Source organism: Thioclava sp. JE_KL1 (assembly GCF_009296265.1).
Taxonomy (GTDB): domain Bacteria; phylum Pseudomonadota; class Alphaproteobacteria; order Rhodobacterales; family Rhodobacteraceae; genus Thioclava.
The window spans coordinates 1-19899 of record NZ_WBJS01000014.1 but is presented as its reverse complement, the minus strand read 5'-3'; the positions used below and the strand labels follow the sequence as shown (position 1 = coordinate 19899).

Sequence of the window (19899 nt, the reverse complement as noted above, 5' to 3'; positions counted from 1 at the left end):
CAGTTCGTGATCCGCACTGAACTGAGGCGCTGACGTCACGGCGGAGCGGAGCCGAAGCGAAGATAATCGAAAGGTCCCCTTGAATTGGCAAACAAAGAAAACCAGTGACGTGAACGAAATTTCCTCACCCAGCCGCTGGTTCAGTCCTTAGTCTCGTTATCGAGGATTGAGGGCGCGAAACAACTTCACAAGATATGTCGAGCGTTTTTCAAGACATGGGATTAACGATGGAGGCCAATTCGGAACACGGTGTGATTTCGGATGAAGAATGGGCGTTCCTCGAGCGCTCGGTCTCTCAGGAGTTCGGCAAATGATCCAGCGTCTATCGCCAGTTTCGACGCTGGACGCTCGCGGGGATGTGGCGGAAGAGCCTCGTCATCGTGGATTCGCAAGGTGTCGATGTCCATGCTTTCCAACGCCAAGGCGACGAGGCGGAATGCGCCGACCCTGACAAAGTTGTCGCGACAAGGGAGCTACGGCGTAAGATCTTCGCCGCCCGAGATTTGGCATCGCGATCAGGAGCGATCAGCGCTTCTCGAAAAGACGCGAGCCCTTAGATGATAAAATGGGTCCAGTCAGGTCCGGCGGAAGTGCGAGAACCATATACCAAGGCCCCGTGTGACCAGACAGTTTGGGGGCAACTGCTTGTTTCTGCATCACCGCGAGAGATGCATGGCATGCCGAGCAAACCGCGCCATCGTCTCAATCGAGGGCTGAATTCACACGATCAAGCGCTGCCCCCATGATATCTGCCGCGGTGCTCCAGTCTGGAAGCCGGGCGCCAGCTGCACGGGACGCGGCCGCCATTTCGACGCGCAATTCGGAATCGCGCAAGAGGCCTCTCAAGGCGTTTGCGAAAGCCACAGGCGCATCGACTGGCACCAATAGTCCTGCTTTCTTTGGCACAGTATCGGGGACCGCGCCGGTGCGGCAGGACACGATCGGCAAACCATGCAACATCGCGTCGCCAAGGCGAAAAGGGTCGCGGTGTGATAGGATGCGTCAAGCTCCTCCCGTTCCACCCGTCCCATCAGGCGAACCTTACCGCCCAGCCCAAGCCTTTCGATCTGTTTGGCGAGTGCGCGCGCGACCTCAGGAGCATGCGCGCTTCCCACGATCTGCGCCTGCCAGTCGAGATCGGTGATCCGCGCCAGCGCGTCGATCAGAACGTCATGCCCCTTTCGCGCGGCCAGCAATCCGACCGAGAGGATCGGGGGGGCGGATTTAGCGATGTCGCAATGGGCGGGCCGGTCGAAGCCGGGCAGGGCGATCGAGATCCGCTCGGGCGCGACGCCGAACTCAGCCTGCAGGATCGCGCTGGTATGAGGGCTGGGCACGACGACATGCGCGGCGCGCTTGAGGTTCTCGGCCTCACGGGCCAGCAGATGTCGCGCGCGCGGCGCGGGCACGCCGGTCTCGAGCCCCAGCGGGTGATGCTGCATCGCGACCACGGGCGCCGCCATCGCATCGAGCACCTCCGTCTCGATCGAGCCGAAGACCAGCCCATCGAGGATCACCGGCCGGTCGGCGGGAATGGCGGTCAGCTGGGCGCGCGCCGTTGCGGTCTCTTGCGCCGACGCGCCGGGGAAGCTGGGGGGCAGTTCGATATGGGCGACGTCGCGGCCTGCCGCGCGCAGCGCCTCAAGCAGTTTGCGCTCGTAGATGCCCCCCGGTCAGTTGCGTGATGTCGCCCGGGATGGCGAAGGCGGCTCGTGTCATGTGAACTCCCTCGACAATATCAGCGGACCAGTTGCTCGGCTCCGTAGCGGCGCAGAACAGCGCGCTCGATCCGTTCAATGGCGGCATAGGCCGCGACTGCGACGAGAGCCAGCAGAACGACAGAACTCCATAGCATTCCGTAATCCGAGGTGGAGGCGGTTAGTGCCATCAGCCCACCGATCCCGTGTCCCGTGGCTAGCCATTCCGCTGTGGTCGTCGCCAGAATTGCCGCTGGCACCGCCATCCGTGCGGCGGAGAAGAATGCGGGCAGCATCGCGGGAAACTGCACCAGCGTCAGCCGTTCCCACCGGGTCGCGGCATAGCTCTCAAAGAGGTCGATCAGCGCGGCGGGTGTGCGTTTGAGGCCCTGATAGCAGGCGATGAAAGTTGGAAAGAAGGTCATCACGGCGGTGATGGTGATCGTGCCTGTCGCGCCGCGCCCCATCGCAACCACGACGAGCGGGGCGGTGATGACGATGGGGATCGCGCGCAGGGCCACCGCGAGCGGCATGATCGCTCGCGCCAGCGCAGGAAGCATCAGGAGCGCGATGGCGAGGCCCAGCCCGAGCGCGAGGCCCAGGGCATAGCCGGGCAGGGCAAGGCTCAGCGTCTGTCCGAGGGCTGCAAAGAGGGTCGTGCGGTGATCGGCGGCGCCGCTTGCGGTGACGAGAAAGGCCCAGATGTCGTCGGGCCGCTTGGCGAAGAACCGGTTCAGCCCGGCGAACTCCATCGACAGCCACCAGAGGGCAATCACCACCAGCACGACGAGGATCAGGTTCAGCCGGGTCGCCCAGCGGCGGTCCGTGCGGGCATCGGGCAGGCTCGCGAGGATCAGCGGCGGCGGCGCGTCGTCGAGCCTGCGCCAGAGCCATCCGATTCCGGCATGGGCCAGCATTGACACCGCGGCGGCTATGGTTGCCAGCGACCAGGTGCCCGCCACATCGAGGCTGCGCATCGCGCGGATCGTCAGCACGCCCATGCCGCGTTCGGCCCCGGTGAACTCTCCCACCAGCGCGCCCAGGAACGCGGCGGGGGCGGCGATCTGGAGGCCGGCGATAAGGTAAGGTAGCGCGGCCATCGCGCGCACCTCGACAAGCGCGGTCCAACCGCCGCGCCCATAGCTGCGCACGAGGTCGAACCAGTTCGGCGGGGCCGCCCGCAGCCCCACCTGTAGCGGCAGGAACGTCGTGAAATAGACCGCGAGCGCGGCCAACGTCACCTGTGGCCCCAGTCCCGGCCCCCAGAGAACACGCAGGATGGGTCCGGTCGCGACCAGCGGTAGGCAAAAGACAATCAGCGCGAGCGAGGAAATCAGTCGCGCCGCCCCGGGGATCAGGATTGCCACTGCCGCCAGCGCGATCGCGGTGAGGTTGCCGATCACGTAACCACCCGCCGCTGCGAGCGCGGTCCAGCCGGTCGCACGCAGGATCAGTCCGGCGTGATCGGAAAGGTATGAGGCGATCTCCAGCGGTCCCGCAATCAGATAGGTGCCCGCGAGCGCGCGGGCCAGAGCCTCCCACGCGATCAGCGCCACCAGCGCGGTCGCGATGCTGCGCAGCCAGTCAGTCCGGGGCCTGCGCCATCGGGCGGGGGAGAGGATCATGCGGGCGCGCTCACGAGGCTATCCGGGCCGGGGGAGGCGCGGGCGCGTGGCGGGCGAGCGCAGCGCCGACCTCCTCGATCAGCGCATCCAGCGCCGGCCCCTTCTCGCGCGGATGCGGTAGCGGCACGGCGATATCGGCCACCACCCGCGCCGGGCGGGGCGAGAGCACGACGACCCGATCGGCGATGCGCACCGCCTCCGAGATCGAATGCGTGATCATCACCGCCGTCACCCCGCGCGCCTGCCACAGCGCCGGCAATTCTTGATTGAGCCGTGCGCGCGTCAGCTCGTCCACCGCGCCGAAGGGCTCGTCGAGGAGCAGCAGCTGCGGATCGGTCGCGAGGCAACGTGCGATCGCCGCGCGCTGGCGCATCCCGCCCGAGAGATCCGCAGGGCGGCGATCCTCGAAGCCTGCAAGCCCCACGGTCGCGATCAGATCATCGACCTTCGCAGGGTCCGGCGTCATCCGCGCGAGCTTGCGTGCAAGCGCGATATTGCCGCGCACCGATCGCCATGGCAGCAGGGCTGCATCCTGAAACGCGACCGACAGCCCGGCGCGGCGGCGCATTTCCAGCGGCGTCTCGGCGCCGATGCGCACACGGCCCGCGCTTGGCGGGTCAAGCCCGGCGATCAGCCGCAGCAGGGTCGATTTCCCGCAGCCCGACGGGCCGACAAAGGCGGTCGTGCGCCCGCCGTCGAGCTGCAGATCTGTCGGGGCCAGCGCGTCGATCCGGGCCGCACCCGTTCCGAAGATACGGCTGAGCCCCTCGCAGGTGATGCCCGGCCCTATGTCCGACCCGCGCTCAACCAGCATGGATCTCTTCGAGGATCGAACGATCCCACAGATCCGCCGTCACCGGCTTGTCCAGCAGCGCGAGCGTCTTGATGTTTTCCGCGATGCTCTCATCGGTGAACCAGCCGAAACCGTGTTCATCGGTGACGTCCGAGAACATCAGCGGCACCTGACGTTTCGCTTGCAGTTTCTGCGTCTCAAGATCGAGCCCCGCATCGGGGAACATCTTGACCGTCAGTTCGGCCGCGGCATCGGTGTCCTTGTGATAATCGGCCCAGCCCCGGATCTCGCCGCGCAGCAATTCGACCAGTTCCTTGCGGCTATTGGCGAGGCTGTCCTCGGTTGCGATATAGGTCTGCGATTGCACCGCATAGCCGAAATCGGCCATCAGCATCGTCACCGGATCGAGTCCCTTCATCGTCATCGCGACGGGCAGATCGGTGGCCCAGCACAGCAGGCAATCGACCTGACCAGCCACCAGAGGCGCCGCGTCATATTGCGTCGGCACCACTTCGATCGCGTCGAAATTCACGTCGTTGAGCGTGCAGAGCGCCTTGAGCACAGGCGTATTGGCCAGCGCCATGCCGATCTTCTTGCCCTCTAGATCCTTCGGTTCTCTCACCGGGTTCGCCGGCAGCGAGGCGATGGCAAAGGGGTTCTTCTGCATCGCGACGGCGATGATCTTGAAGGGCGCGCCCTGAGCGACCGCAGCTGCGGTGTAATCGGCCGCCGAGATGCCGACGAGCGCGGTGCCCGAGACGACTGGCGGCTCGACCGGCGCGTTCGGCCCGCCCGGCGTGAGGCTCACGTCGAGGCCCTGATCGGACCAGTAGCCCTTCGACTTCGCGATATAGCTGCCGCCGAACTGCACCGAATGCAGCCAGGACAGCTGCAGGTTAACGGTGCCTGCGGCGAGCGCCGGGTGCAGCCCTAAACTCGTGGCGAGAACGCCGCCGGCGCCGGTCGCCAGAAATCCGCGGCGGGTAAGAGCGTTTCGTTTCATGAAAAATTCCTCGCTATCCTTGCTGTTCAACTTAGCGCGTCCTGCGCGGGCTTCATTTTGCTTTTGACGTAGTTGCGGCGGCCGCGTCGCGACGCAGCAGCACCCAGCCGAGACCGGGCAGCGCCGAGGCGATCAGGGTCGCGCCGAAGGCGGTCGCGGCTGCAAGCCCCGCCTCGGGCGTTGCGTCCGCCAGCGGGAACAGCGCCGCAGCTGCCCCCTCGCGCCAGCCCCATCCGGCGATGCTGAGCGGGATCACCATCGCGCTCAGGATCAGCGGCACGAGCGTCACGATCGCGCTCGGCGAAAGCTGCGTGCCGATCGCACGCGCGGCGAAGGCGAAGGCCAGAAGATTGCAGGTCACGATCGACAGCCCGAGCGCGATCTGGCGTGCCCGCACCTCGCGCCCCAGAAGCGCACGACGCAGCGGCGCGAGAAGCCGCGCCAAACGGTTCCAGCTGCGCGCGAGAAGCCACAGCGTCAGCGCGGCACCCAAAAGCTCGAGCGCCCACACCAATCGTCCCGTCAGCAGCAGTGCAACCAGAACCACCGCGGCCAGTGCGATCTGCCCCGCCAGCCGTTCGATCACGACGGCCTGGCTGGAACGCAAGAGATTGGCCGAGCGGCGCGCCCGCATCGCCCGGCCCGCATCCCCAAGCACCCCGCCGGGCAGGGTCTGGTTCACCAGCTGCGCGAGGTAATACTCCCCGATCGCCTCGCCCGTCTCAATCCGCTGCCCAAGCGCGCGCGCGGTGACCTGCCAGCGCAGCGCCGAGAGCACCGTCTGCAGATTGACCGCGATCCCCGCAAGGGCGAGCCAGCGCCAATCCGCCATGCGAAGATGCGACAATACGATGGTCGGATCGACGAAATAGAGCGTGACCGCCAGAACGGTCGCGACCGTGATCAACTTGAGAGCCAGATGCGTCATCCGCTTGCCTCCGACGGTTCTGCGCTGAGCGTCTTGATGAAGCGATCGCGGAAATCGCGCATCGGCCAGACCGGGGTCTGCACATCGGGCACGAGCCCTTCGGTCCAGTTCCAACCGTCAAACAGGGCGACCAGATCGGGCGGGCCGATCAGGTGAACCGGCACGTCCCGGCTCTCGCTCTGGGCTACGAAAGAGGCGGGTTGGTGGTCGCCGAGAACGATCATCAGCGGGGGGTGGCGTGTTTGCCGTTCGGCAAAGGCCAGAATGGATTGCAGCGAATAGTCGATGGCTTTGCGATACTGGTCGCGCACCCGGTCGCGATCACGCCAGACGATTTTGGGCGGATCGCCGGAATTGGCCATCTCATTGAAAATCGTGCCGTTGCCGACCGTGTTCCAAGGCACGAGATGCGGCACCGGGACCCAGGGTGCATGCGAGGACAGCAGCACGATCTGTGCAAGCAGCGGATCGTCGGGCCGACTGCGCGGCACGAGCCGGTCAAAGGCGGCAAGGGTGAACTGATCGGGCATCGTCACGAAGTTGAACGGATCGCCGCGATAGCCGAGATCGGCTGCGGCGAGGATGGTCTGGAACCCCTGTTTTGGCCCCTCGGGCCAGTCCATCGTAATGCCTGGCATTACCGCAATCGTCCGCAGTCCCGAGGCCGCGGCAAGATCGAACAGGGTCTTGCGGGGGCTCGCGAGCAAGGCCCGATAACGCGTCTGATCGGAAATCGTCAGCCCTGATTCCAGCGTGGAATGCGCAAGCCAGCTCTGCCCGCCCGCCGTGGGCGAGGTCAGCCAACCCGACCGCATCGCCAAGCCGGCCTGTCTCAGGCGCGGCTCGGCGGCCTTGAGCGTGCCCAGATGCGTCGGTGCATAGAGCGGGTTGTCGAAGCTCGCGCGCCCGTAGCTCTCGATGAAGACGATCAGTACATCACGGCCCTGAAGCCGCGTGAAGAGATCGGTTGCGCCCGCGTAAGGGTCGGTTTGGGCTGCCGCATAAAACAGCCGCAGACCCCGCGTGGTCTCGACATAGCGGGTGAGGTGATACCCCGCGATCCGGGTCGTATCGGCGCGCCAGGGCCAACGCTTGAGTGCTGTTCCGGAAACCTGAAGTGCTACGGCAGCAATGCAAAGCGCCGCGCCAAGGCTTGCGCCCGCACGCCATCCGACCCCGCGCACGAGCCCCGTCCATTGTCCGCTTGCCCACCAGAGCGCGGTGATCAGGGCACCAAGTCCGACAATCAAGCCGATCCCGGCCAGCAGGGTCAGCGGCAGGCCGATCGTGCGTGCGGCAAGCCTCGGTCCAGAATCGAAAACGAAACTGTCGACCGCGAGATTGAACGGTCGGGAAAAGGCGATGAAGCTGCCGATATCGGCGATTTTCAGAAGCACCATCACCACCAGCGCGACCGCAAGCAGGGCTCGGATGGCGTTGGTCGCGCGCCATCCCCTGGACAGAACGGCGAGGCTCAGCAAGATCGCTGGCAGCTCGAGTGGGACGCGCAGAAATGTCTTGAGCACGAGGCCATCCGGGTAGTCCGGCAGCACCAGAGCGATCTGAAATACCCAAGCCGCGAGCAGCAGCCCCGCGATTTTACGCCCTGCGCTCATCAATCGCGGGCCCGGGAGAGCCAGAGGATATCGGTCGCGAAAGACCAGGCGAGCGCGAGCGTGGCGGCGGCGGCGATGATCTGCGCGGGCAGGCCATCAACGCCGGGGATTGTCAGCACGATGAGTGCTGCGATCTGGACCACGCAGATCGTCTTGCGCCGGAAGCTCTCGGGCAGCGGGGCATTCAGCCAGGGAAGGGCTTGCGCCAGCGCAATGTAGATATAGCGCATCGAACCTAGCAGCAGGACCCAGGCCCCGACCGTGCCCGAGGCAAAGACAAGGACCGACAGCACGAAGCCAAGCGCCGCATCGGTTTCCATGTCGAAGCGTGCGCCAATGCGCGACACCAGCGCAGTGCGGCGCGCCAGCCAGCCATCGAGCCCGTCCATCGCGAAGGCCAGTGTCGCGATCGCCGTGATCGACCAGGCAAGGATTTCCGTGGTCGGATCGCGCGCGAGAAGCGGGGCGAGCAAGGTTACGATCAGGGCGGCGCGCGAAAGCGTAACCACGTTGCACAGGCCCAGCCGGCCATGTGGGTAGGAGCGCCAGAAGGCGAGTGAAATTGCGATCGTTCCGAAGGCGACGGCGCTGAAGCTCAGGAAGGCAAGGGCGAATCCCCAGGGCGCGATGATCGACGCCGCCACCAGTCCCAGCGGCAGCCCCAGCGATGCCATACGCAACGCCGCCCCCGACGGACGGTCCGCGCGTGCCGCAGCCAGAAGGCGCTGAAACTGTTGTGGCGCGAGAGGCGACTGGATCATGAAGACAACCCCGGCGTGACAATAGTTAAAGAAACGCAATGGCGCATGATATGGTTCATTATGGCAAGCGAATAGCCGAATAATTCGGAGAATCTGGGGGGCAAGCATGCGCAAGACTCGACATGAGGAGAATGCGGCATATTCGGCCCCGGCCCGCTGGCTGCACTGGAGCGTGGCGGTGCTTGTCCTCGGGTTGATCGCTGCGGGGCAGGTGATGATCGCCGAAGGGCTGGCGCCTTCGGTCCGGGATCTGCTTTACCTCTTTCACAAAAACGCGGGCGTAATCATCGGTGCGCTGATGCTGATCCGGCTTGGGTATCGGATCGCTCATCCTCCGCCGCCGCTGCCCGCGACCACGCCGCACTGGCAGGCACGCGTCGCCCATGTGACACATGCGCTTCTCTATCTTCTGGTCTTCGTGATGGTGGTTTCGGGCTACACGCGCGTGCGCGCGGGCGGTTATCCGATCGAAGGGCTCGACGCTCTGGGCCTGCCGCGCCTCGTGGCAAAGGAGAAAGGGCTCGAAACGGCCGCGAAGGCGATTCATGCCTATGCGCGGCTTGGCCTGATTGCCCTGATCGCGCTGCATATCGGCGCAGCCTTCTATCATACGCTCTGGCTGCGCGACGGGCTTCTACGCCGGATGTGGCCGCGCCGTTCAGGCCAGTAGCACCCGCGCCGCCAGCGGCCGGTGATCCGAGGCCACGCGAATACCCGGCCCGTCGAGAACCCGCGCTTCGCGCACGGCAGCGGGCTGGTCGCTCAGGATCCGATCGAGCGGCAATAGTGGGCGGGTGGCGGGGAAGGTTCTGCGCAGCGGGCCCGACAGGCGCAGCCCGACGAGCTTTTTCGAGAATGCCAGACCACCCCAGGGCCGCCACTCGTTCAGATCTCCCAGCACGATCGTCGGCATCTCCGGGCGCCGAAACAGGAACTGCCCGATCGTGCGCATTTGCGCGGCGCGCAGCATCTGCCCCAGCGAAAGATGGGTGGTCAGGATTCTCAGCGCCTTGCCATTCTTTCGTGTGTCCACCACCACCGCGCCGCGATGGCAATGGCCGGGCAGGTCGAGGACATGGGTGGCGGTGATCTCGAAATCGGGATGGAGAAATAGGATGGCGCCCAGAAACCCATCGCTCTGCGGCCCCCAGCGCAGCGCCGCGTTGCTATGGATGGATCGAAGCCCGGTCTCGGCTTCGATCCTTTTGAGATCGAGAAGTCCTGCGTGTGGAGGTGTTTCCTCATCAGCCTCCTGCAAGGCGAGAACCTCCGGGCCGTGCGCGCAGACTTCCGATGCAAGCACGTCGACGATGCGTTCCGGATCGACGCGGTTGTCCTGCCCGCGTCCCCGATGGACATTCCATGTGACACACTCGAGGCCATGAGGTCGGAGTGTTTGCATGCGCATCCCTACTTGTCCTGAATTTTCCTTTCGAACTATCGCCAGGCGCTCCGCCCTGCGCAAGCCAGGCCATTGCAGAGAAGTTGCATGAAGCTCATTTGCGCTCCACGGGGTGTCACGTGATTTGCACCGGTGTTCCCGACACAGCTATCTGCCGGTTGTTCTCGCGATGACCTGCCACGGTTCTTTCGCCATTGACTGGCCCGTGCGAATGTCCCGGACATCGGATCGGGATGCGCTTGAGGAGTTCGGGGGCTGGACCGGAAATTGCACCTGATCTCAGATTCATCGGCGTCTGACCGTCGTAAAGTAGGTCCCTCGTCCCCATATAGATCAGACCGACGACAAGCATCCCGGTCCGACATGGACCAAGAGTTGACGTCGGGCGATAAAAGGATCGATGACATGTCCTTCAAGGACCTGACCACTCGGGCCGCTGCGGCGCTGAAGCCAACGCCCGAGAAGACCGCCAAGCCCCCTGCAGAGAAGAGCGAGCCCAAAGCCGCCAGTGAGGACGCGCCCGCGAAATCCAAGACTTCGTGAGACCTGAACAGGCCCGCGCCCCGCTCCTGACAAGGGGCGCGAGCCATTCGCTCATCATGTGAGAGGATTGCGCCGGTGGAAGAGTTTACACGCAAGACCATTGCGGTTTTTTCCCGCCCGTTCAGCCTTCCGGGATTTACCGAGACACTCCCGGCGGGAGAGTATGAGATCGAGACGGAGCTGGTCTCTCCTCCGGATCGGAAGGACCCCGAAACTTGGAAAGCTTCCGTCATGGTGAAGCTTCATCCCAGAGCCACACATCCCGGATTGGTAAGGACGCTGACCGTTTCTCTGGCCGATCTCGATCACGCGCGTGCCAGAGACAAGCTTACGGGGCGTGCCCTGTCGGACTTTTTCGTGGAAGAGATGCTTTCGGATCCGATGGTGCGCCTCGTGATGGAAGCCGATGGTGTCTCGGAGGCGCATCTGCGCCATCTCTACTCGGTATTCCGGTCGCCTGATCCGGATCCATCCGGACTGGAGCCCCTGACGGCTCCCCAAAAACGGCGCTACGAAGCTTCCATTCGGGCCGCTGAAAACGAAGGGATGCCGACGAGACCGGAGCCGCTGCTGAGAGATTAGAGGCTCAGCGAAGCGTCTGGCTTCGGGCCGGCCCCATCTCGACACCGCTGACCGGCAAGGGCATAGGCGCGGGCGCCACTTTTTTGGACCTATTGGAGCGCCATTTGGCCTGTCTCGACATTTTTCACGCCACGACCTACCGATACCGGGGAGACGTCTCTCTCGGGCCGCACAGGTTGATGCTGCGCCCGCGTGAGACGCGCGAATTGCGGCTACTCTCGCACGCACTTTCCATTACGCCGACGGCGCACATAACGTGGGCGCATGATGTGGCCGGCAACGCGATCGCCACCGCCGTGTTCGACGGTCAGACTGATCATCTGGCAATCGAAAGCCGCGCGTCCGTGGAACTGACCGCGTCGCCCTGGCCGGTCTTCGCTATCGCTGCCTCGGCAACCCAGTATCCTTTTCTCTACGCTGCGGACGACTGGACGGATTTGGGAGCGCTGACCACGCCCCAATACCAAGACCCCAAAGGCCGCCTTTCCCGCTGGGTCGAGAGCTTCGTCATGGCGCGCCCGACTGACACATTGTCTCTGCTGAAGGATATCAGCACCGGCGTGTTCACGCAGATTTCCTACCAGAGCCGGGAGGATGAGGGCACCCAGTCGCCGACCGAAACCCTCGACCGGCGCTGGGGATCGTGCCGCGACTTCGCGGTCCTGCTTGCCGAGGCCGTCCGCCATCTTAGCTTCGGCGCTCGCATCGTCTCGGGATATCTCTTCAATCCCGAAATGAACCTTGTGGGATCGGCTGGCTCAGGGGCGACCCACGCATGGGTCGAGATATTCGTCCCCGGCGCCGGATGGATCGCATTCGACCCGACAAATCGCAGCGTCGGGTCGCAGAACCTGATACCGGTCGCGGTCGGTCGAGGCATCCATCAGGTCTCACCGATTTCGGGCAGCTTTTCAGGATATGGCAACGCGCTCTACGATCTCTCTGTTGAGGTCTCCGTTCAAAGCGGGCGGGCCGCCGTGTCCGTGGCGGAGGAGGTAGGTTTCGACGACCTGTGAAGGCGTTAATCAGATGATGCGCGTTTTGTGGGTTCAATCGCTCGTGCGGCTGCGCAAAGCGTGTTGGAGCCGACATTCTCAGAGTGTTCCAGTGGCTCAATTCCAGGCGGTCAGTCGCGATGGAAGTCGATATTTCCGAATTCCTTACGGCTGCGCTTTTTGACAGCTTGAATACAATCTTCCGGCACATCGCACGTGAATCCGCCTGATCCGCTAATAGTGACGAAGCCATCCCGTGCGCGTCCTTCAAATCGGAAGATCGTTTTTTCTGCGCCAGTCACGAATACGCCTTGGCCGAGCTGAATTGGGTCTTCCATTTTTAATCTCCCTGTAGTGTCCGCACTTCGAGGCAGTTAATGAAACGAGCCGCCATACTACTGCAAGACAGGTGACCTGTTCCCCTGAAATGTCCTCGTTTTGAGGTTAGTCTTTTCTCCAAAGGGGGAGAGGCGCATTGTGTTCATGGCCGTTTCATTGCTGCCAGGACACGCGTCTGAAGTTCCGGTGGCAGGCTGTCTAGCGCGCGGGCAATCGTAACGAGATCCTGTCGCGCAGCATGCAGCTGGTCAAGGAGCGAGATCACGATAGCCAGCGCCGTTTCGTCGAGGTCAAGATCATGGGAAAGATCGCACAATAACTCCAATCGCGCGATGTCGACGCGGCGGAAAACATAGCCGGTGTCACTCTTTTCCGGTCGGACGAGCTCGCCTTCGACATAGCTCAAAAGCTGACTTCGTGTGAGCCGGGTGACGTTGGAGATCACGTCCTCTTCGGAAAAACTGTCCGTCATGCGCTGGCCCTTTTCATCAAGTCGACACGCGGATCGAAGCTATGTGTTTTGCGCCACTCGGTGAGGAAATCACGCAGGCCCTCGTCAATGTCGGGCGGTGTAACGATCTTCAGCTCAACCCGCTGATCTCCCTTGGTTTTGCGCTTTGCGTTGGCGATGCCACGTCCCCGTAAACGTAAGACCTGGCCCGAATTTGCGCCCGCTGGGATGGTGAGCCCAACTGGGCCGTCAATGGTCGGTGTGGTTACCTTGCCACCGAGAATAGCCTCTTCGATGGTGATCGGGAGCGTTACAAGGATGTCATCCCCCTCGCGGTCGAACACCGGGTGGGACCCCACGAGAACGGTAATCAGCGCGTCTCCCGCGGGGGCATCTCCATATCCAGGCGCACCTTTGCCGCGTAACCGAAGTGTCTGGCCGTCTTCGGTGCCCTGTGGGATCTTGACGGTCAGGCTTTGTCCATCGGGTAGCGTTATTTGGGTTTCCGCCCCCCGCGCTGCATCCAGAAATGGCACAGTGAGCGAATACCGCGCGTCGGCGCCGCGCGCGGAAAACCCACGGTCGCCGAAGTCGCCAGCGCCAGGCCGCCCGCGATTGCGCAATATGTCCGCGAAGATATCTGCCGGATCAACATCTGGTCCAAACCCGCGCCCGTGCTGGTAGGTGTTATCGGAGGACCCCGAGAAATCACGGTAATACTGTCGCCGCGAACTTTCTGCGCCGAGACTGTCGATTTCTCCCGCGTCATAGCGCGCACGGGTCTCGGGATCTTTCAAGATCTCATAGGCGGCCGAGATCGCCTTGAACCGCGCTTCGGCCCCCGCGTCATCCGGGTGCAGATCCGGATGGCTTGTCCGCACCAGTTTGCGATACGCCTTCTTGATTTCGTCAGCCGTCGCAGTCTTGGTCAGGCCAAGGGTTTCGTATGGATCATTGGGCATCCAGATATCCTGTTCGGCGAGCAATGCTTGGTAAGGCAAAACGCGTGCGAAAGTGGGTTCACTTGTCGTTGGATGCCATGAGAAGGGAGCTTAAGTCCGTGATCCACGTCAATGTGGAAATGTCACGATTGACTGTGCTGACTGATTTGGGGCCAAGCGGCGGCTCGCTGCATCCCACACGCCGACCTGGCATGGCCGAGTTCTCGACGACTACCGCAAGACACTTCAAGCTGTGTTGTTCTTTTGCGAGTGTGCGCCCCATCTTGCTGGATGCAGGCGGCGGGCCAATCGCTCGGAGCGGCTTACGGCGTTATATGCCTGTTCGGCCACCAGTTTTTACCATCGCTTCGAATGCCCGATAGAAAGCCAAACATCCGCTATGGCGGATGCGTCAGTCAAACTGTCTCACTTTTATCCGTGCAATCCGAAGGCCGGTAGCGCGGTGCGAGAGAAACGATGTCGCGTAACGGTCATCACCAAAGCTGGAGAAGAGTCGTAGTGCACCGAATCTTTGGCGAACTTGGCCAGCGAGGAGGCCATCACCCATGAGGGTTTCGTGGCCCAAAACAAGGATCAAGACGTCTCAATAGGCCTTCAGGAAAACGGCTTGCACTGAACGCCGACTGATCAGCCCCGTCTCTCGGGGGGGCGGCCATCAGGCAGGTTCACTCGGGGAGCGGGGAAATCAATTAACTCGGCGCAGCTTTTTATTTCGTCACAGCCTGTTTTGCGCCGGCTTTGACTGGGGTCGGATTTGTTGGCGCACGACGAAAACCGACGCCTTTCCGAAAGCCTTTCTTGGCGGGCTGGCTCAGGAAATCCTTGAGGTCGAGTTGTTTCTTTTGAGGGGAATAGCCCATGATCGTTCTCCGCGTAGACAGGTGAATTTTGAACCCGCCCGCACATCCTGATCCGCAATGCCGGATGGGTGGTTCTACAGATGTTTCGAACCTGGACTGCGCAAAGGTATTCGAGCAGAGAAGACTCTCGCAACATGGGTGCGTTCGCGGACCGGAAGACACCGGACCGCGAACGATTTTATCAGGCGAGTTCGAGATCCTTGGCGGATTCCCGGCCATCGCGGCCGGTCTCGATCTCGAAGGTCACTTTCTGACCGTCGTCGACCTGGGAAAGGCCCGCTCGTTCGAGCGCGCTGATGTGCAGGAATACGTCCTTACGACCGTTCTCGGGTTGGATGAAGCCGAAGCCTTTGCCGGGGTTGAACCATTTCACGGTGCCATTGGCCATCGTGTTGTCTCCTTGTTTGAAAATCTGCCCGCAGGATGCGGCAGGTCGGCCGGTCAGATCGAAAAGCAAACTGAGGCCGATGAAGGAGACAGGGTGCGGTCGGAATAACTAAGCCTCTTATAGATGGGGCTGGCGGGCGGCGATACAAGATGCAACCGAGGAATGAGATGAGAAATGCGTCTCTTAGCTCAGGTGCGCGTTCGAGGCTGAGGGCGGACGGCCTTTCTCGATATCGAGAAAGGCCTCGACCTGCGCGCTCGCTTCGGCGGCCGGAAGCCAGGGCGGGATCATCAAGAAGGAGGCGCCCGTGCCCTTGCGCCAGACATTGTCCGCATCTTGCACGATCGGTGGGGTCAGCTTGCGGTGAGACAAACAGGCCGTCGAAAAGTTTCGATCGCAGAGCCTGTAGCCTTCGCGCTTCGCCCGGAGGGCTCCGCTGCGGACGGGCTGCCGCGGGGTCTAACCGGTCAGGCCGCAAGGGCACGAGCCGCTGGTTCAAATGGCACGAAACCTGCGGTGCAGGCGGCGCCAAGGAAGGCGCTGCGCGCATCGCCCACGGAACCGAGGCAGTCCATGGCGGCCTCGACACGCCCGATCGCATGGTCTTGCGCGGTGTCGGCGACGGGCCACTTCTTGCGAAGCCAGTGATGCACCTGCTCGATGGTGCTGAAGTTTTTGACGTCGCCCTCAGGCGACACGACAAGAGAGATGGGCTTGCCCCAGTAAATTTCGATCAAGGTTCGTATCTTTCCAAGAATTCGTGAGGGGACCAGTTTGACTGGTCGCGCGATCACGGAGGCACGGTGCGGGCGAGGCCTGCGCCATGCGGTGAATTGGGTCGACGCGCGGTATTGCGCGCGAGATGTCTTTGCGTTCGGATAGTGCCCCGTCAGCGTCAACGCGCGCGGCTCACTATCGGGCACTTTCGATGTGCGAAGCTCGCGGCGAACGCGCAAGGGGTGGAATATGTGCAATCGGCCAGAACCCGCACGGCACGTTTTGTGAGCGACTCGTCTGCTCGAACGGCGCTATGGGCCGGGTGAGGCTCCTTTTCCTTATGCCGCCTTCGAAAACGCGCGGCCCGACAAAGCTCAAGATCGTCGCTGAGCCGGAAGGAACAGGGTCCGAGAATTAAGATATGCGAGTTCACAGATAAGCGATCTGCGCCACTATTGCGAGGAAATTGCAGCGCGCGCCCGCGTTTTCGCACAACAGATTGATTGTGCTCGATATTAATCGGCTGTCGTCAGGGGAGGCCGGACAACGCGATGGAGCGCCGCGCATTTCCTTTGCTAAATGAGCCAAATTGGCGTAGAACAAACAGGCTACGTTATTCCCTTCTGCAACCTGTCTCCCTACTTGGCTTCAGTCTGCCTTATTGAATTGACTGAGCCGGGCTGTCGCATTCCGCGGACCGCAATATTTGAGGAGACATCACGATGGCCAATGGCACCGTGAAGTGGTTCAACCAAACCAAAGGCTTCGGCTTTATCGAAGCGAAGACGGGTGGACGTGACATTTTTGTCCACATTTCGGCCCTCGAGCGCGCGGGCCTCTCGCAGTTCGATGACGGACAGGCCGTCATCTACGAGATCGAAACCGGACGCGACGGGCGTGAGTCCGCCTGCAATCTGGCGCTCGGCTGAACTCAAAGGTTCCATATCCGGCCCGGTGGGCCGGATTTCGCGACCAAGGAGGGCATATGCCCCGCAATTACAACGTGGACGGCTTTTTCCGTGATCTGCCTCGGAAAGCCGCGACGGCTCAGGACAAGACGGATGCCGCAGTGCGCCTCATCCGTGACGATGACGCCGAGAAAAGAGCGGAGCTGACCGCGAGTTTGCGCGCGGCGCGTTTGGAACGGAATTCGGACGAAAGTGCTGCGGCACCGTCCCCGCGCGAGAAAAAGCCGCGACGCTGACCGGATATTTCGGTCATCCACAGGAATTTTCCGAGTATCTCTCGGGGATTAAAGGGAGGGCCGAAATATGGCTGTCGAAAAAATGCCTGCGGGCAAGACGTCCCAGACGAAGGACCTCGCGCATTCCAAGGGCCATGCTGCTCTTGCTTGGCATCACTTCTTCCGGAGTTTGTCCGAAGAAAAGATACCGGACGAGCGCAGCGCCCTACCGGGCGGTATTCAGGAATAGTTTGTCTGAAATTCGGGACCGGAATTCCTGGCAAGAGGGCTGAGCGATGTGAGGTTTCGCAAAAACTTAATGACGCGCGCCACACGACTCGTCGGGAGGCAAAGCGGCGGGAGGAAACTCCTGCCGCTTCGCTTTCTTAGCGGATAGGTCATTCGGCTGTCAGAATTCTAATCCGGGAACCGGACGCCGTGTCAGCCAGCACGACCTTCACGCTGAGGATGCCGTCTTAGGCGCAATCGCGGATATTCAGAGCTTTTCGTCAGGTGAAGGTCGCTGCGAGTTCGCCAGGGCTGATCGGTTTTGGCATAAAAGCGCTGCGCTTGGGGAGGTCTAGCGTTTCGGGCGCCGAATGCCCCGACATGATGATGATCTGGCATGCGGGAAACCTGCGCCGCACCTCATGCGCGAGCCCCGCTCCGTTCATTTTGCCGGGCATGTCGATATCGGTAATTAGCAGGTCAATATCCTGCCACGCGTCTAGGAGGCTGAGTGCAGCATCAGCGGAGTTCGCCTCAAGCACATAATAGCCCAGTTCTTCGAGCCCAAGAACGAGATCCATCCTTATGATGGCCTCGTCCTCGACGACGAGAACTTTGGTCGCATCGTTGCGCATCATATTACCTTGGTGCCTGAGGAGAAGGTGCGCTTTGCCGAGACACAGGGACAATACGCGATTGGGATAGACCAACTTGTGGTCAGAAGACCTAGACCAACGCTATCGCACATCTGCGGTTCCCTGGCGGATTTAATATTCATCTATTTTGGGCGCGTGTTCAGCGGGCCATGCCCGCTGGCCTCGCCACATGGCGCCTGGTCACTTCAAGCCTCTTATCGCGGCAGACACAGGCGGATCAGAAGTGCCAGGATCAGCGCGGGCGGCATGATCCTGAGCCCGACGCCCAGGAACTGGGCTGCGGAGACGTGAAGGCCGGACCGGTGAAGGGTCGCGAGCCAGAGGAGTGTTTGCGAGCGACCCAGTCACCGAGAGGTTCGGTCCAAGATCCACGCCGATCGAGAGGCAGTCGCGCATGAGATCCCCGAGGTCTCCTGTTGTCGCGGCTGCGGCGGCAGCCAGTCCGACAGGTAGGTTGTTGGCGTGGTTGCTCGCGATGCCGACCGCTATCCCGCTCGTTCCCGCTGCCACCCGCGGCGAGGTCGCGTAGATCTGCCCAAGCCATTGGCCGAGGGCCGCAAGTAACCCGACGCGGTCCAGTATGGCGACCAGCACGAAAAGCCCGGCGACGAGCGGCACCACGCCCCATGTCAGGTGCCGTAAGAGGGGCAAGGGAGACCGCCGGGTGGTCAACGCTACCACCAGCGCCACGGCGGCTCCGGCACTGAGCGTCGCAAGTCCCAGCCTCCCGCCCAGAGATGAGACCGTGACCAGCGCCACCGCCGAAAGGCTCAGCCCGGCCGCTGCGACCCAGCCACCCCGCGAAAGCGCGGGGGCATCGGGCGTCCCGAGCTCTGTGCCCAGATCATGGCGCATCGCCCAGCGAAGAGAGAAATAGCTGACAACGATCGCAACGAGAGCAGGCAAAGCGAGCCGCGCGAGCCAATCGCCGAGGTGCGGGAGGACACCATGGTCGAGCACGAGATTGGCAGGGGTCGAGATCGGCAGGACGAAACTCGCCGCATTTGCGACGATGGCGCTGGTGAAGAGATAGGGCAGGGGCTTCCCGCGCGCATGGCGCGTCACCGCGAGGACGGCAGGCGTCAGCACGACGACCGTAGTATCGTTCGACAGGAAAACCGTCACGCCTGCGCCGACCAGATAGAGGATGGAAAACAGGCGCCGCGCAGACCCCGCCGCCGCCCGCACCGCGCGGGCGGCAAGATGTTCGAAAGGCCCTCGCGGCCCTCGACTTCTGCGAGAAGCATCGTGCCGACCAGAAAGAAGTAGACCTCTCGGCCTTCGCCGATGGCATGCAGGGCGTCGGAGAGTGGTAGTGCCCTCAGAAGAACCTCCGCTGCGGCGCCGCTCACGGCAAAGATCCAGTCGGCCCAGCCGAAGGGACGCAGGATCACGCCCGCCGTGGCAAGAGCCGCAATAGAAAGACTGATCACCTCAACCATCATCAACTCGTCCAACACATGCGTGTCATACCGACTGCCCGTTGGGCATCAATGCAATGTCTGATCTGACGAAAGCTGTCGATGCTTGCTCGCAAGGCGGGCGGCCTGTGTCGCGAAATCGAACGCGGCATCCGACGCGCCGGTTACGGTCGAAGAGGTTCGACGCGGAGCCCTGCCGTTAGAGGCGGCGATGCGCCACGGCTCAGCTCCTCTCTGCGCTATCTCGTCAAATGGGTTCCATCCGACAGAAGGATCTCGTCCATCGGCACATCCCAGGGCATCGGGTAGATGGTCTGCAAGACGCAGCCCGAAAAACCTATTCCGACGATCCGCGGTTTTTTCTCGAAACGGGCGAGCGTGCGGTCGTAATAGCCTCCCCCGTTTCCGAGGCGATGAAGCGTCGTGTCGACACCGACAAGGGGGACGATCACGAGGTCGGGCGTGCGAGGTTCGCCTGCGGTTGGCACGGGAATGTTCCAGACGCCGCGCACCATGCGGCAATCCGGGGTCCACGTATGGAATTCGAGCGGCGCATCTCGTTCGATGACGACGGGCAACAGGACTTCGGCCCCGACGTCGTGTGCCTTGCCCATCCAGCCCCGCAGATCCGGTTCGCCCCGGATCGGCCAATAGACAGCCACGGTGAGGCGGGCATCGAGAGGAACTGTCCGGTCGAGACCGTCAATCAGCCGGACGGTCGCGCGCTCTCGATCTTCTGCGGACAAGGC

25 protein-coding genes and 2 pseudogenes are annotated in these 19899 nt (G+C 62.6%); 8 read left to right on the top strand and 19 right to left on the bottom strand.

The annotated features are described in order from the left end of the window. Positions 1–284: 284 nt before the first annotated feature. Positions 285–362: pseudogene (locus F8R15_RS18595) on the top strand (IS5/IS1182 family transposase); the annotation flags it as partial. 340 nt (positions 363–702) lie between these two features. Here the strand turns inward: F8R15_RS18595 and F8R15_RS18590 are convergent. The 7 genes and pseudogenes from F8R15_RS18590 to F8R15_RS18560 all read right to left on the bottom strand — a co-directional run bounded on the left by F8R15_RS18590 (position 703) and on the right by F8R15_RS18560 (position 8423). Next, a pseudogene (locus F8R15_RS18590) lies at positions 703–1442 on the bottom strand (glycosyltransferase family 4 protein). Positions 1443–1738: 296 nt separating this feature from the next. Then, positions 1739–3322, bottom strand: a complete 1584-nt coding sequence (locus tag F8R15_RS18585; protein ID WP_152845587.1) for an ABC transporter permease — start codon at positions 3320–3322, stop codon at positions 1739–1741. Between the two features lie 10 nt (positions 3323–3332). After that, on the bottom strand, positions 3333–4136 hold the full coding sequence (locus tag F8R15_RS18580) for an ABC transporter ATP-binding protein (RefSeq protein WP_152845586.1): 804 nt from the start codon (positions 4134–4136) through the stop codon (positions 3333–3335). Then, positions 4126–5118: an ABC transporter substrate-binding protein gene (locus tag F8R15_RS18575; protein WP_152845585.1), complete on the bottom strand. Its 993-nt coding sequence runs from the start codon at positions 5116–5118 to the stop codon at positions 4126–4128. Before F8R15_RS18575 ends, F8R15_RS18580 begins: the two co-directional genes overlap by 11 nt. A 52-nt stretch (positions 5119–5170) precedes the next feature. Beyond that, positions 5171–6046 carry a lysylphosphatidylglycerol synthase transmembrane domain-containing protein gene (locus tag F8R15_RS18570; protein WP_152845584.1) on the bottom strand — a complete coding sequence of 292 codons (876 nt, stop codon included), beginning with the start codon at positions 6044–6046 and terminating at the stop codon, positions 5171–5173. Continuing rightward, complete coding sequence (locus F8R15_RS18565; RefSeq protein ID WP_152845583.1) at positions 6043–7662, bottom strand: sulfatase-like hydrolase/transferase; 1620 nt, start codon at positions 7660–7662, stop codon at positions 6043–6045. The genes F8R15_RS18570 and F8R15_RS18565 overlap by 4 nt, the downstream gene beginning before the upstream one ends. After that, on the bottom strand, positions 7662–8423 hold the full coding sequence (locus F8R15_RS18560) for a CDP-alcohol phosphatidyltransferase family protein (protein WP_168173789.1): 762 nt from the start codon (positions 8421–8423) through the stop codon (positions 7662–7664). The genes F8R15_RS18565 and F8R15_RS18560 overlap by 1 nt, the downstream gene beginning before the upstream one ends. A 106-nt stretch (positions 8424–8529) precedes the next feature. Here F8R15_RS18560 and F8R15_RS18555 point away from each other — a divergent pair, with 106 nt between their 5' ends. Next, positions 8530–9093: a cytochrome b gene (locus F8R15_RS18555; RefSeq protein ID WP_078540097.1), complete on the top strand. Its 564-nt coding sequence runs from the start codon at positions 8530–8532 to the stop codon at positions 9091–9093. Here the strand turns inward: F8R15_RS18555 and F8R15_RS18550 are convergent. Further along, a complete protein-coding gene (locus tag F8R15_RS18550) occupies positions 9082–9825 on the bottom strand; it encodes an endonuclease/exonuclease/phosphatase family protein (RefSeq protein ID WP_152845581.1) in 744 nt (247 codons plus the stop codon). The two genes, F8R15_RS18555 and F8R15_RS18550, sit on opposite strands and share 12 nt — an antisense overlap. Positions 9826–10230: 405 nt before the next feature. Between F8R15_RS18550 and F8R15_RS21540 the strand changes: the two genes are divergently transcribed. From F8R15_RS21540 to F8R15_RS18540, 3 genes are all read left to right on the top strand, one after another. Beyond that, positions 10231–10368, top strand: a complete 138-nt coding sequence (locus F8R15_RS21540) for a hypothetical protein (RefSeq protein WP_168172818.1) — start codon at positions 10231–10233, stop codon at positions 10366–10368. Between the two features lie 75 nt (positions 10369–10443). Next, a complete protein-coding gene (locus F8R15_RS18545; RefSeq protein WP_253732755.1) occupies positions 10444–10950 on the top strand; it encodes a hypothetical protein in 507 nt (168 codons plus the stop codon). Between the two features lie 104 nt (positions 10951–11054). After that, positions 11055–11966 carry a transglutaminase family protein gene (locus F8R15_RS18540; protein WP_152845580.1) on the top strand — a complete coding sequence of 304 codons (912 nt, stop codon included), beginning with the start codon at positions 11055–11057 and terminating at the stop codon, positions 11964–11966. 110 nt (positions 11967–12076) lie between these two features. Here F8R15_RS18540 and F8R15_RS18535 read toward each other — a convergent pair whose 3' ends face one another. The 7 genes from F8R15_RS18535 to F8R15_RS18510 form a co-directional block, all read right to left on the bottom strand. Further along, positions 12077–12283, bottom strand: a complete 207-nt coding sequence (locus tag F8R15_RS18535) for a hypothetical protein (RefSeq protein WP_078530865.1) — start codon at positions 12281–12283, stop codon at positions 12077–12079. Between the two features lie 143 nt (positions 12284–12426). After that, positions 12427–12756: a chaperone modulator CbpM gene (locus tag F8R15_RS18530; RefSeq protein ID WP_098410046.1), complete on the bottom strand. Its 330-nt coding sequence runs from the start codon at positions 12754–12756 to the stop codon at positions 12427–12429. Further along, a complete protein-coding gene (locus F8R15_RS18525) occupies positions 12753–13697 on the bottom strand; it encodes a DnaJ C-terminal domain-containing protein (protein ID WP_152845579.1) in 945 nt (314 codons plus the stop codon). Before F8R15_RS18525 ends, F8R15_RS18530 begins: the two co-directional genes overlap by 4 nt. 707 nt (positions 13698–14404) lie before the next feature. Next, entirely contained in the window at positions 14405–14557 is a 153-nt protein-coding gene (locus F8R15_RS21535) for a hypothetical protein (protein ID WP_157771556.1), read from the bottom strand. A 181-nt stretch (positions 14558–14738) separates the two neighbouring features. Further along, positions 14739–14945, bottom strand: a complete 207-nt coding sequence (locus F8R15_RS18520; protein WP_098410048.1) for a cold-shock protein — start codon at positions 14943–14945, stop codon at positions 14739–14741. Positions 14946–15128: 183 nt separating this feature from the next. After that, positions 15129–15317 (bottom strand): hypothetical protein, encoded by a 189-nt coding sequence (locus F8R15_RS18515; RefSeq protein WP_152845578.1) that lies wholly within the window; start codon positions 15315–15317, stop codon positions 15129–15131. A 95-nt stretch (positions 15318–15412) separates the two neighbouring features. Beyond that, complete coding sequence (locus tag F8R15_RS18510; protein ID WP_098410050.1) at positions 15413–15682, bottom strand: DUF982 domain-containing protein; 270 nt, start codon at positions 15680–15682, stop codon at positions 15413–15415. 702 nt (positions 15683–16384) lie between these two features. On the opposite strand from F8R15_RS18510, the gene F8R15_RS18505 reads away from it, so the two are divergent. The 3 genes from F8R15_RS18505 to F8R15_RS21530 all read left to right on the top strand — a co-directional run bounded on the left by F8R15_RS18505 (position 16385) and on the right by F8R15_RS21530 (position 17095). After that, positions 16385–16591, top strand: coding sequence for a cold-shock protein (locus F8R15_RS18505; RefSeq protein ID WP_152845577.1), 207 nt, complete (start codon positions 16385–16387; stop codon positions 16589–16591). A gap of 56 nt (positions 16592–16647) precedes the next feature. Then, entirely contained in the window at positions 16648–16866 is a 219-nt protein-coding gene (locus F8R15_RS18500; RefSeq protein WP_098410052.1) for a hypothetical protein, read from the top strand. 67 nt (positions 16867–16933) lie between these two features. Beyond that, positions 16934–17095, top strand: a complete 162-nt coding sequence (locus tag F8R15_RS21530; RefSeq protein ID WP_172976259.1) for a hypothetical protein — start codon at positions 16934–16936, stop codon at positions 17093–17095. 259 nt (positions 17096–17354) lie between these two features. Here the strand turns inward: F8R15_RS21530 and F8R15_RS18495 are convergent, their stop codons facing one another. The 4 genes from F8R15_RS18495 to F8R15_RS18485 all read right to left on the bottom strand — a co-directional run. Continuing rightward, positions 17355–17708: a response regulator gene (locus F8R15_RS18495; protein ID WP_152845576.1), complete on the bottom strand. Its 354-nt coding sequence runs from the start codon at positions 17706–17708 to the stop codon at positions 17355–17357. 201 nt (positions 17709–17909) lie between these two features. Beyond that, on the bottom strand, positions 17910–18917 hold the full coding sequence (locus F8R15_RS18490; RefSeq protein ID WP_216644150.1) for an SLC13 family permease: 1008 nt from the start codon (positions 18915–18917) through the stop codon (positions 17910–17912). After that, on the bottom strand, positions 18851–19186 hold the full coding sequence (locus F8R15_RS21680) for a hypothetical protein (protein ID WP_216644149.1): 336 nt from the start codon (positions 19184–19186) through the stop codon (positions 18851–18853). The genes F8R15_RS18490 and F8R15_RS21680 overlap by 67 nt, the downstream gene beginning before the upstream one ends. 203 nt (positions 19187–19389) lie before the next feature. Then, the coding region (locus F8R15_RS18485; RefSeq protein ID WP_152845575.1) for a 5-formyltetrahydrofolate cyclo-ligase at positions 19390–19899 on the bottom strand (510 nt) is incomplete at its 5' end.

What these genes read in the sequence shown, in the direction of transcription:
- F8R15_RS18520 (WP_098410048.1), bottom strand. Translation starts at nt 14,945, where the DNA reads ATGGCCAATGGCACCGTGAAATGGTTCAACCCCGGCAAAGGCTTCGGC.
- F8R15_RS18555 (WP_078540097.1), top strand. Translation starts at nt 8,530, where the DNA reads ATGCGCAAGACTCGACATGAGGAGAATGCGGCATATTCGGCCCCGGCC.
- F8R15_RS18585 (WP_152845587.1), bottom strand. Translation starts at nt 3,322, where the DNA reads ATGATCCTCTCCCCCGCCCGATGGCGCAGGCCCCGGACTGACTGGCTG.
- F8R15_RS18535 (WP_078530865.1), bottom strand. Translation starts at nt 12,283, where the DNA reads ATGGAAGACCCAATTCAGCTCGGCCAAGGCGTATTCGTGACTGGCGCA.
- F8R15_RS21535 (WP_157771556.1), bottom strand. Translation starts at nt 14,557, where the DNA reads ATGGGCTATTCCCCTCAAAAGAAACAACTCGACCTCAAGGATTTCCTG.
- F8R15_RS18550 (WP_152845581.1), bottom strand. Translation starts at nt 9,825, where the DNA reads ATGCAAACACTCCGACCTCATGGCCTCGAGTGTGTCACATGGAATGTC.
- F8R15_RS18570 (WP_152845584.1), bottom strand. Translation starts at nt 6,046, where the DNA reads ATGACGCATCTGGCTCTCAAGTTGATCACGGTCGCGACCGTTCTGGCG.
- F8R15_RS18505 (WP_152845577.1), top strand. Translation starts at nt 16,385, where the DNA reads ATGGCCAATGGCACCGTGAAGTGGTTCAACCAAACCAAAGGCTTCGGC.
- F8R15_RS18525 (WP_152845579.1), bottom strand. Translation starts at nt 13,697, where the DNA reads ATGCCCAATGATCCATACGAAACCCTTGGCCTGACCAAGACTGCGACG.
- F8R15_RS18495 (WP_152845576.1), bottom strand. Translation starts at nt 17,708, where the DNA reads ATGCGCAACGATGCGACCAAAGTTCTCGTCGTCGAGGACGAGGCCATC.
- F8R15_RS18575 (WP_152845585.1), bottom strand. Translation starts at nt 5,118, where the DNA reads ATGAAACGAAACGCTCTTACCCGCCGCGGATTTCTGGCGACCGGCGCC.
- F8R15_RS18580 (WP_152845586.1), bottom strand. Translation starts at nt 4,136, where the DNA reads ATGCTGGTTGAGCGCGGGTCGGACATAGGGCCGGGCATCACCTGCGAG.
- F8R15_RS21540 (WP_168172818.1), top strand. Translation starts at nt 10,231, where the DNA reads ATGTCCTTCAAGGACCTGACCACTCGGGCCGCTGCGGCGCTGAAGCCA.
- F8R15_RS18565 (WP_152845583.1), bottom strand. Translation starts at nt 7,662, where the DNA reads ATGAGCGCAGGGCGTAAAATCGCGGGGCTGCTGCTCGCGGCTTGGGTA.
- F8R15_RS18560 (WP_168173789.1), bottom strand. Translation starts at nt 8,423, where the DNA reads ATGATCCAGTCGCCTCTCGCGCCACAACAGTTTCAGCGCCTTCTGGCT.
- F8R15_RS21530 (WP_172976259.1), top strand. Translation starts at nt 16,934, where the DNA reads ATGGCTGTCGAAAAAATGCCTGCGGGCAAGACGTCCCAGACGAAGGAC.
- F8R15_RS18500 (WP_098410052.1), top strand. Translation starts at nt 16,648, where the DNA reads ATGCCCCGCAATTACAACGTGGACGGCTTTTTCCGTGATCTGCCTCGG.
- F8R15_RS18530 (WP_098410046.1), bottom strand. Translation starts at nt 12,756, where the DNA reads ATGACGGACAGTTTTTCCGAAGAGGACGTGATCTCCAACGTCACCCGG.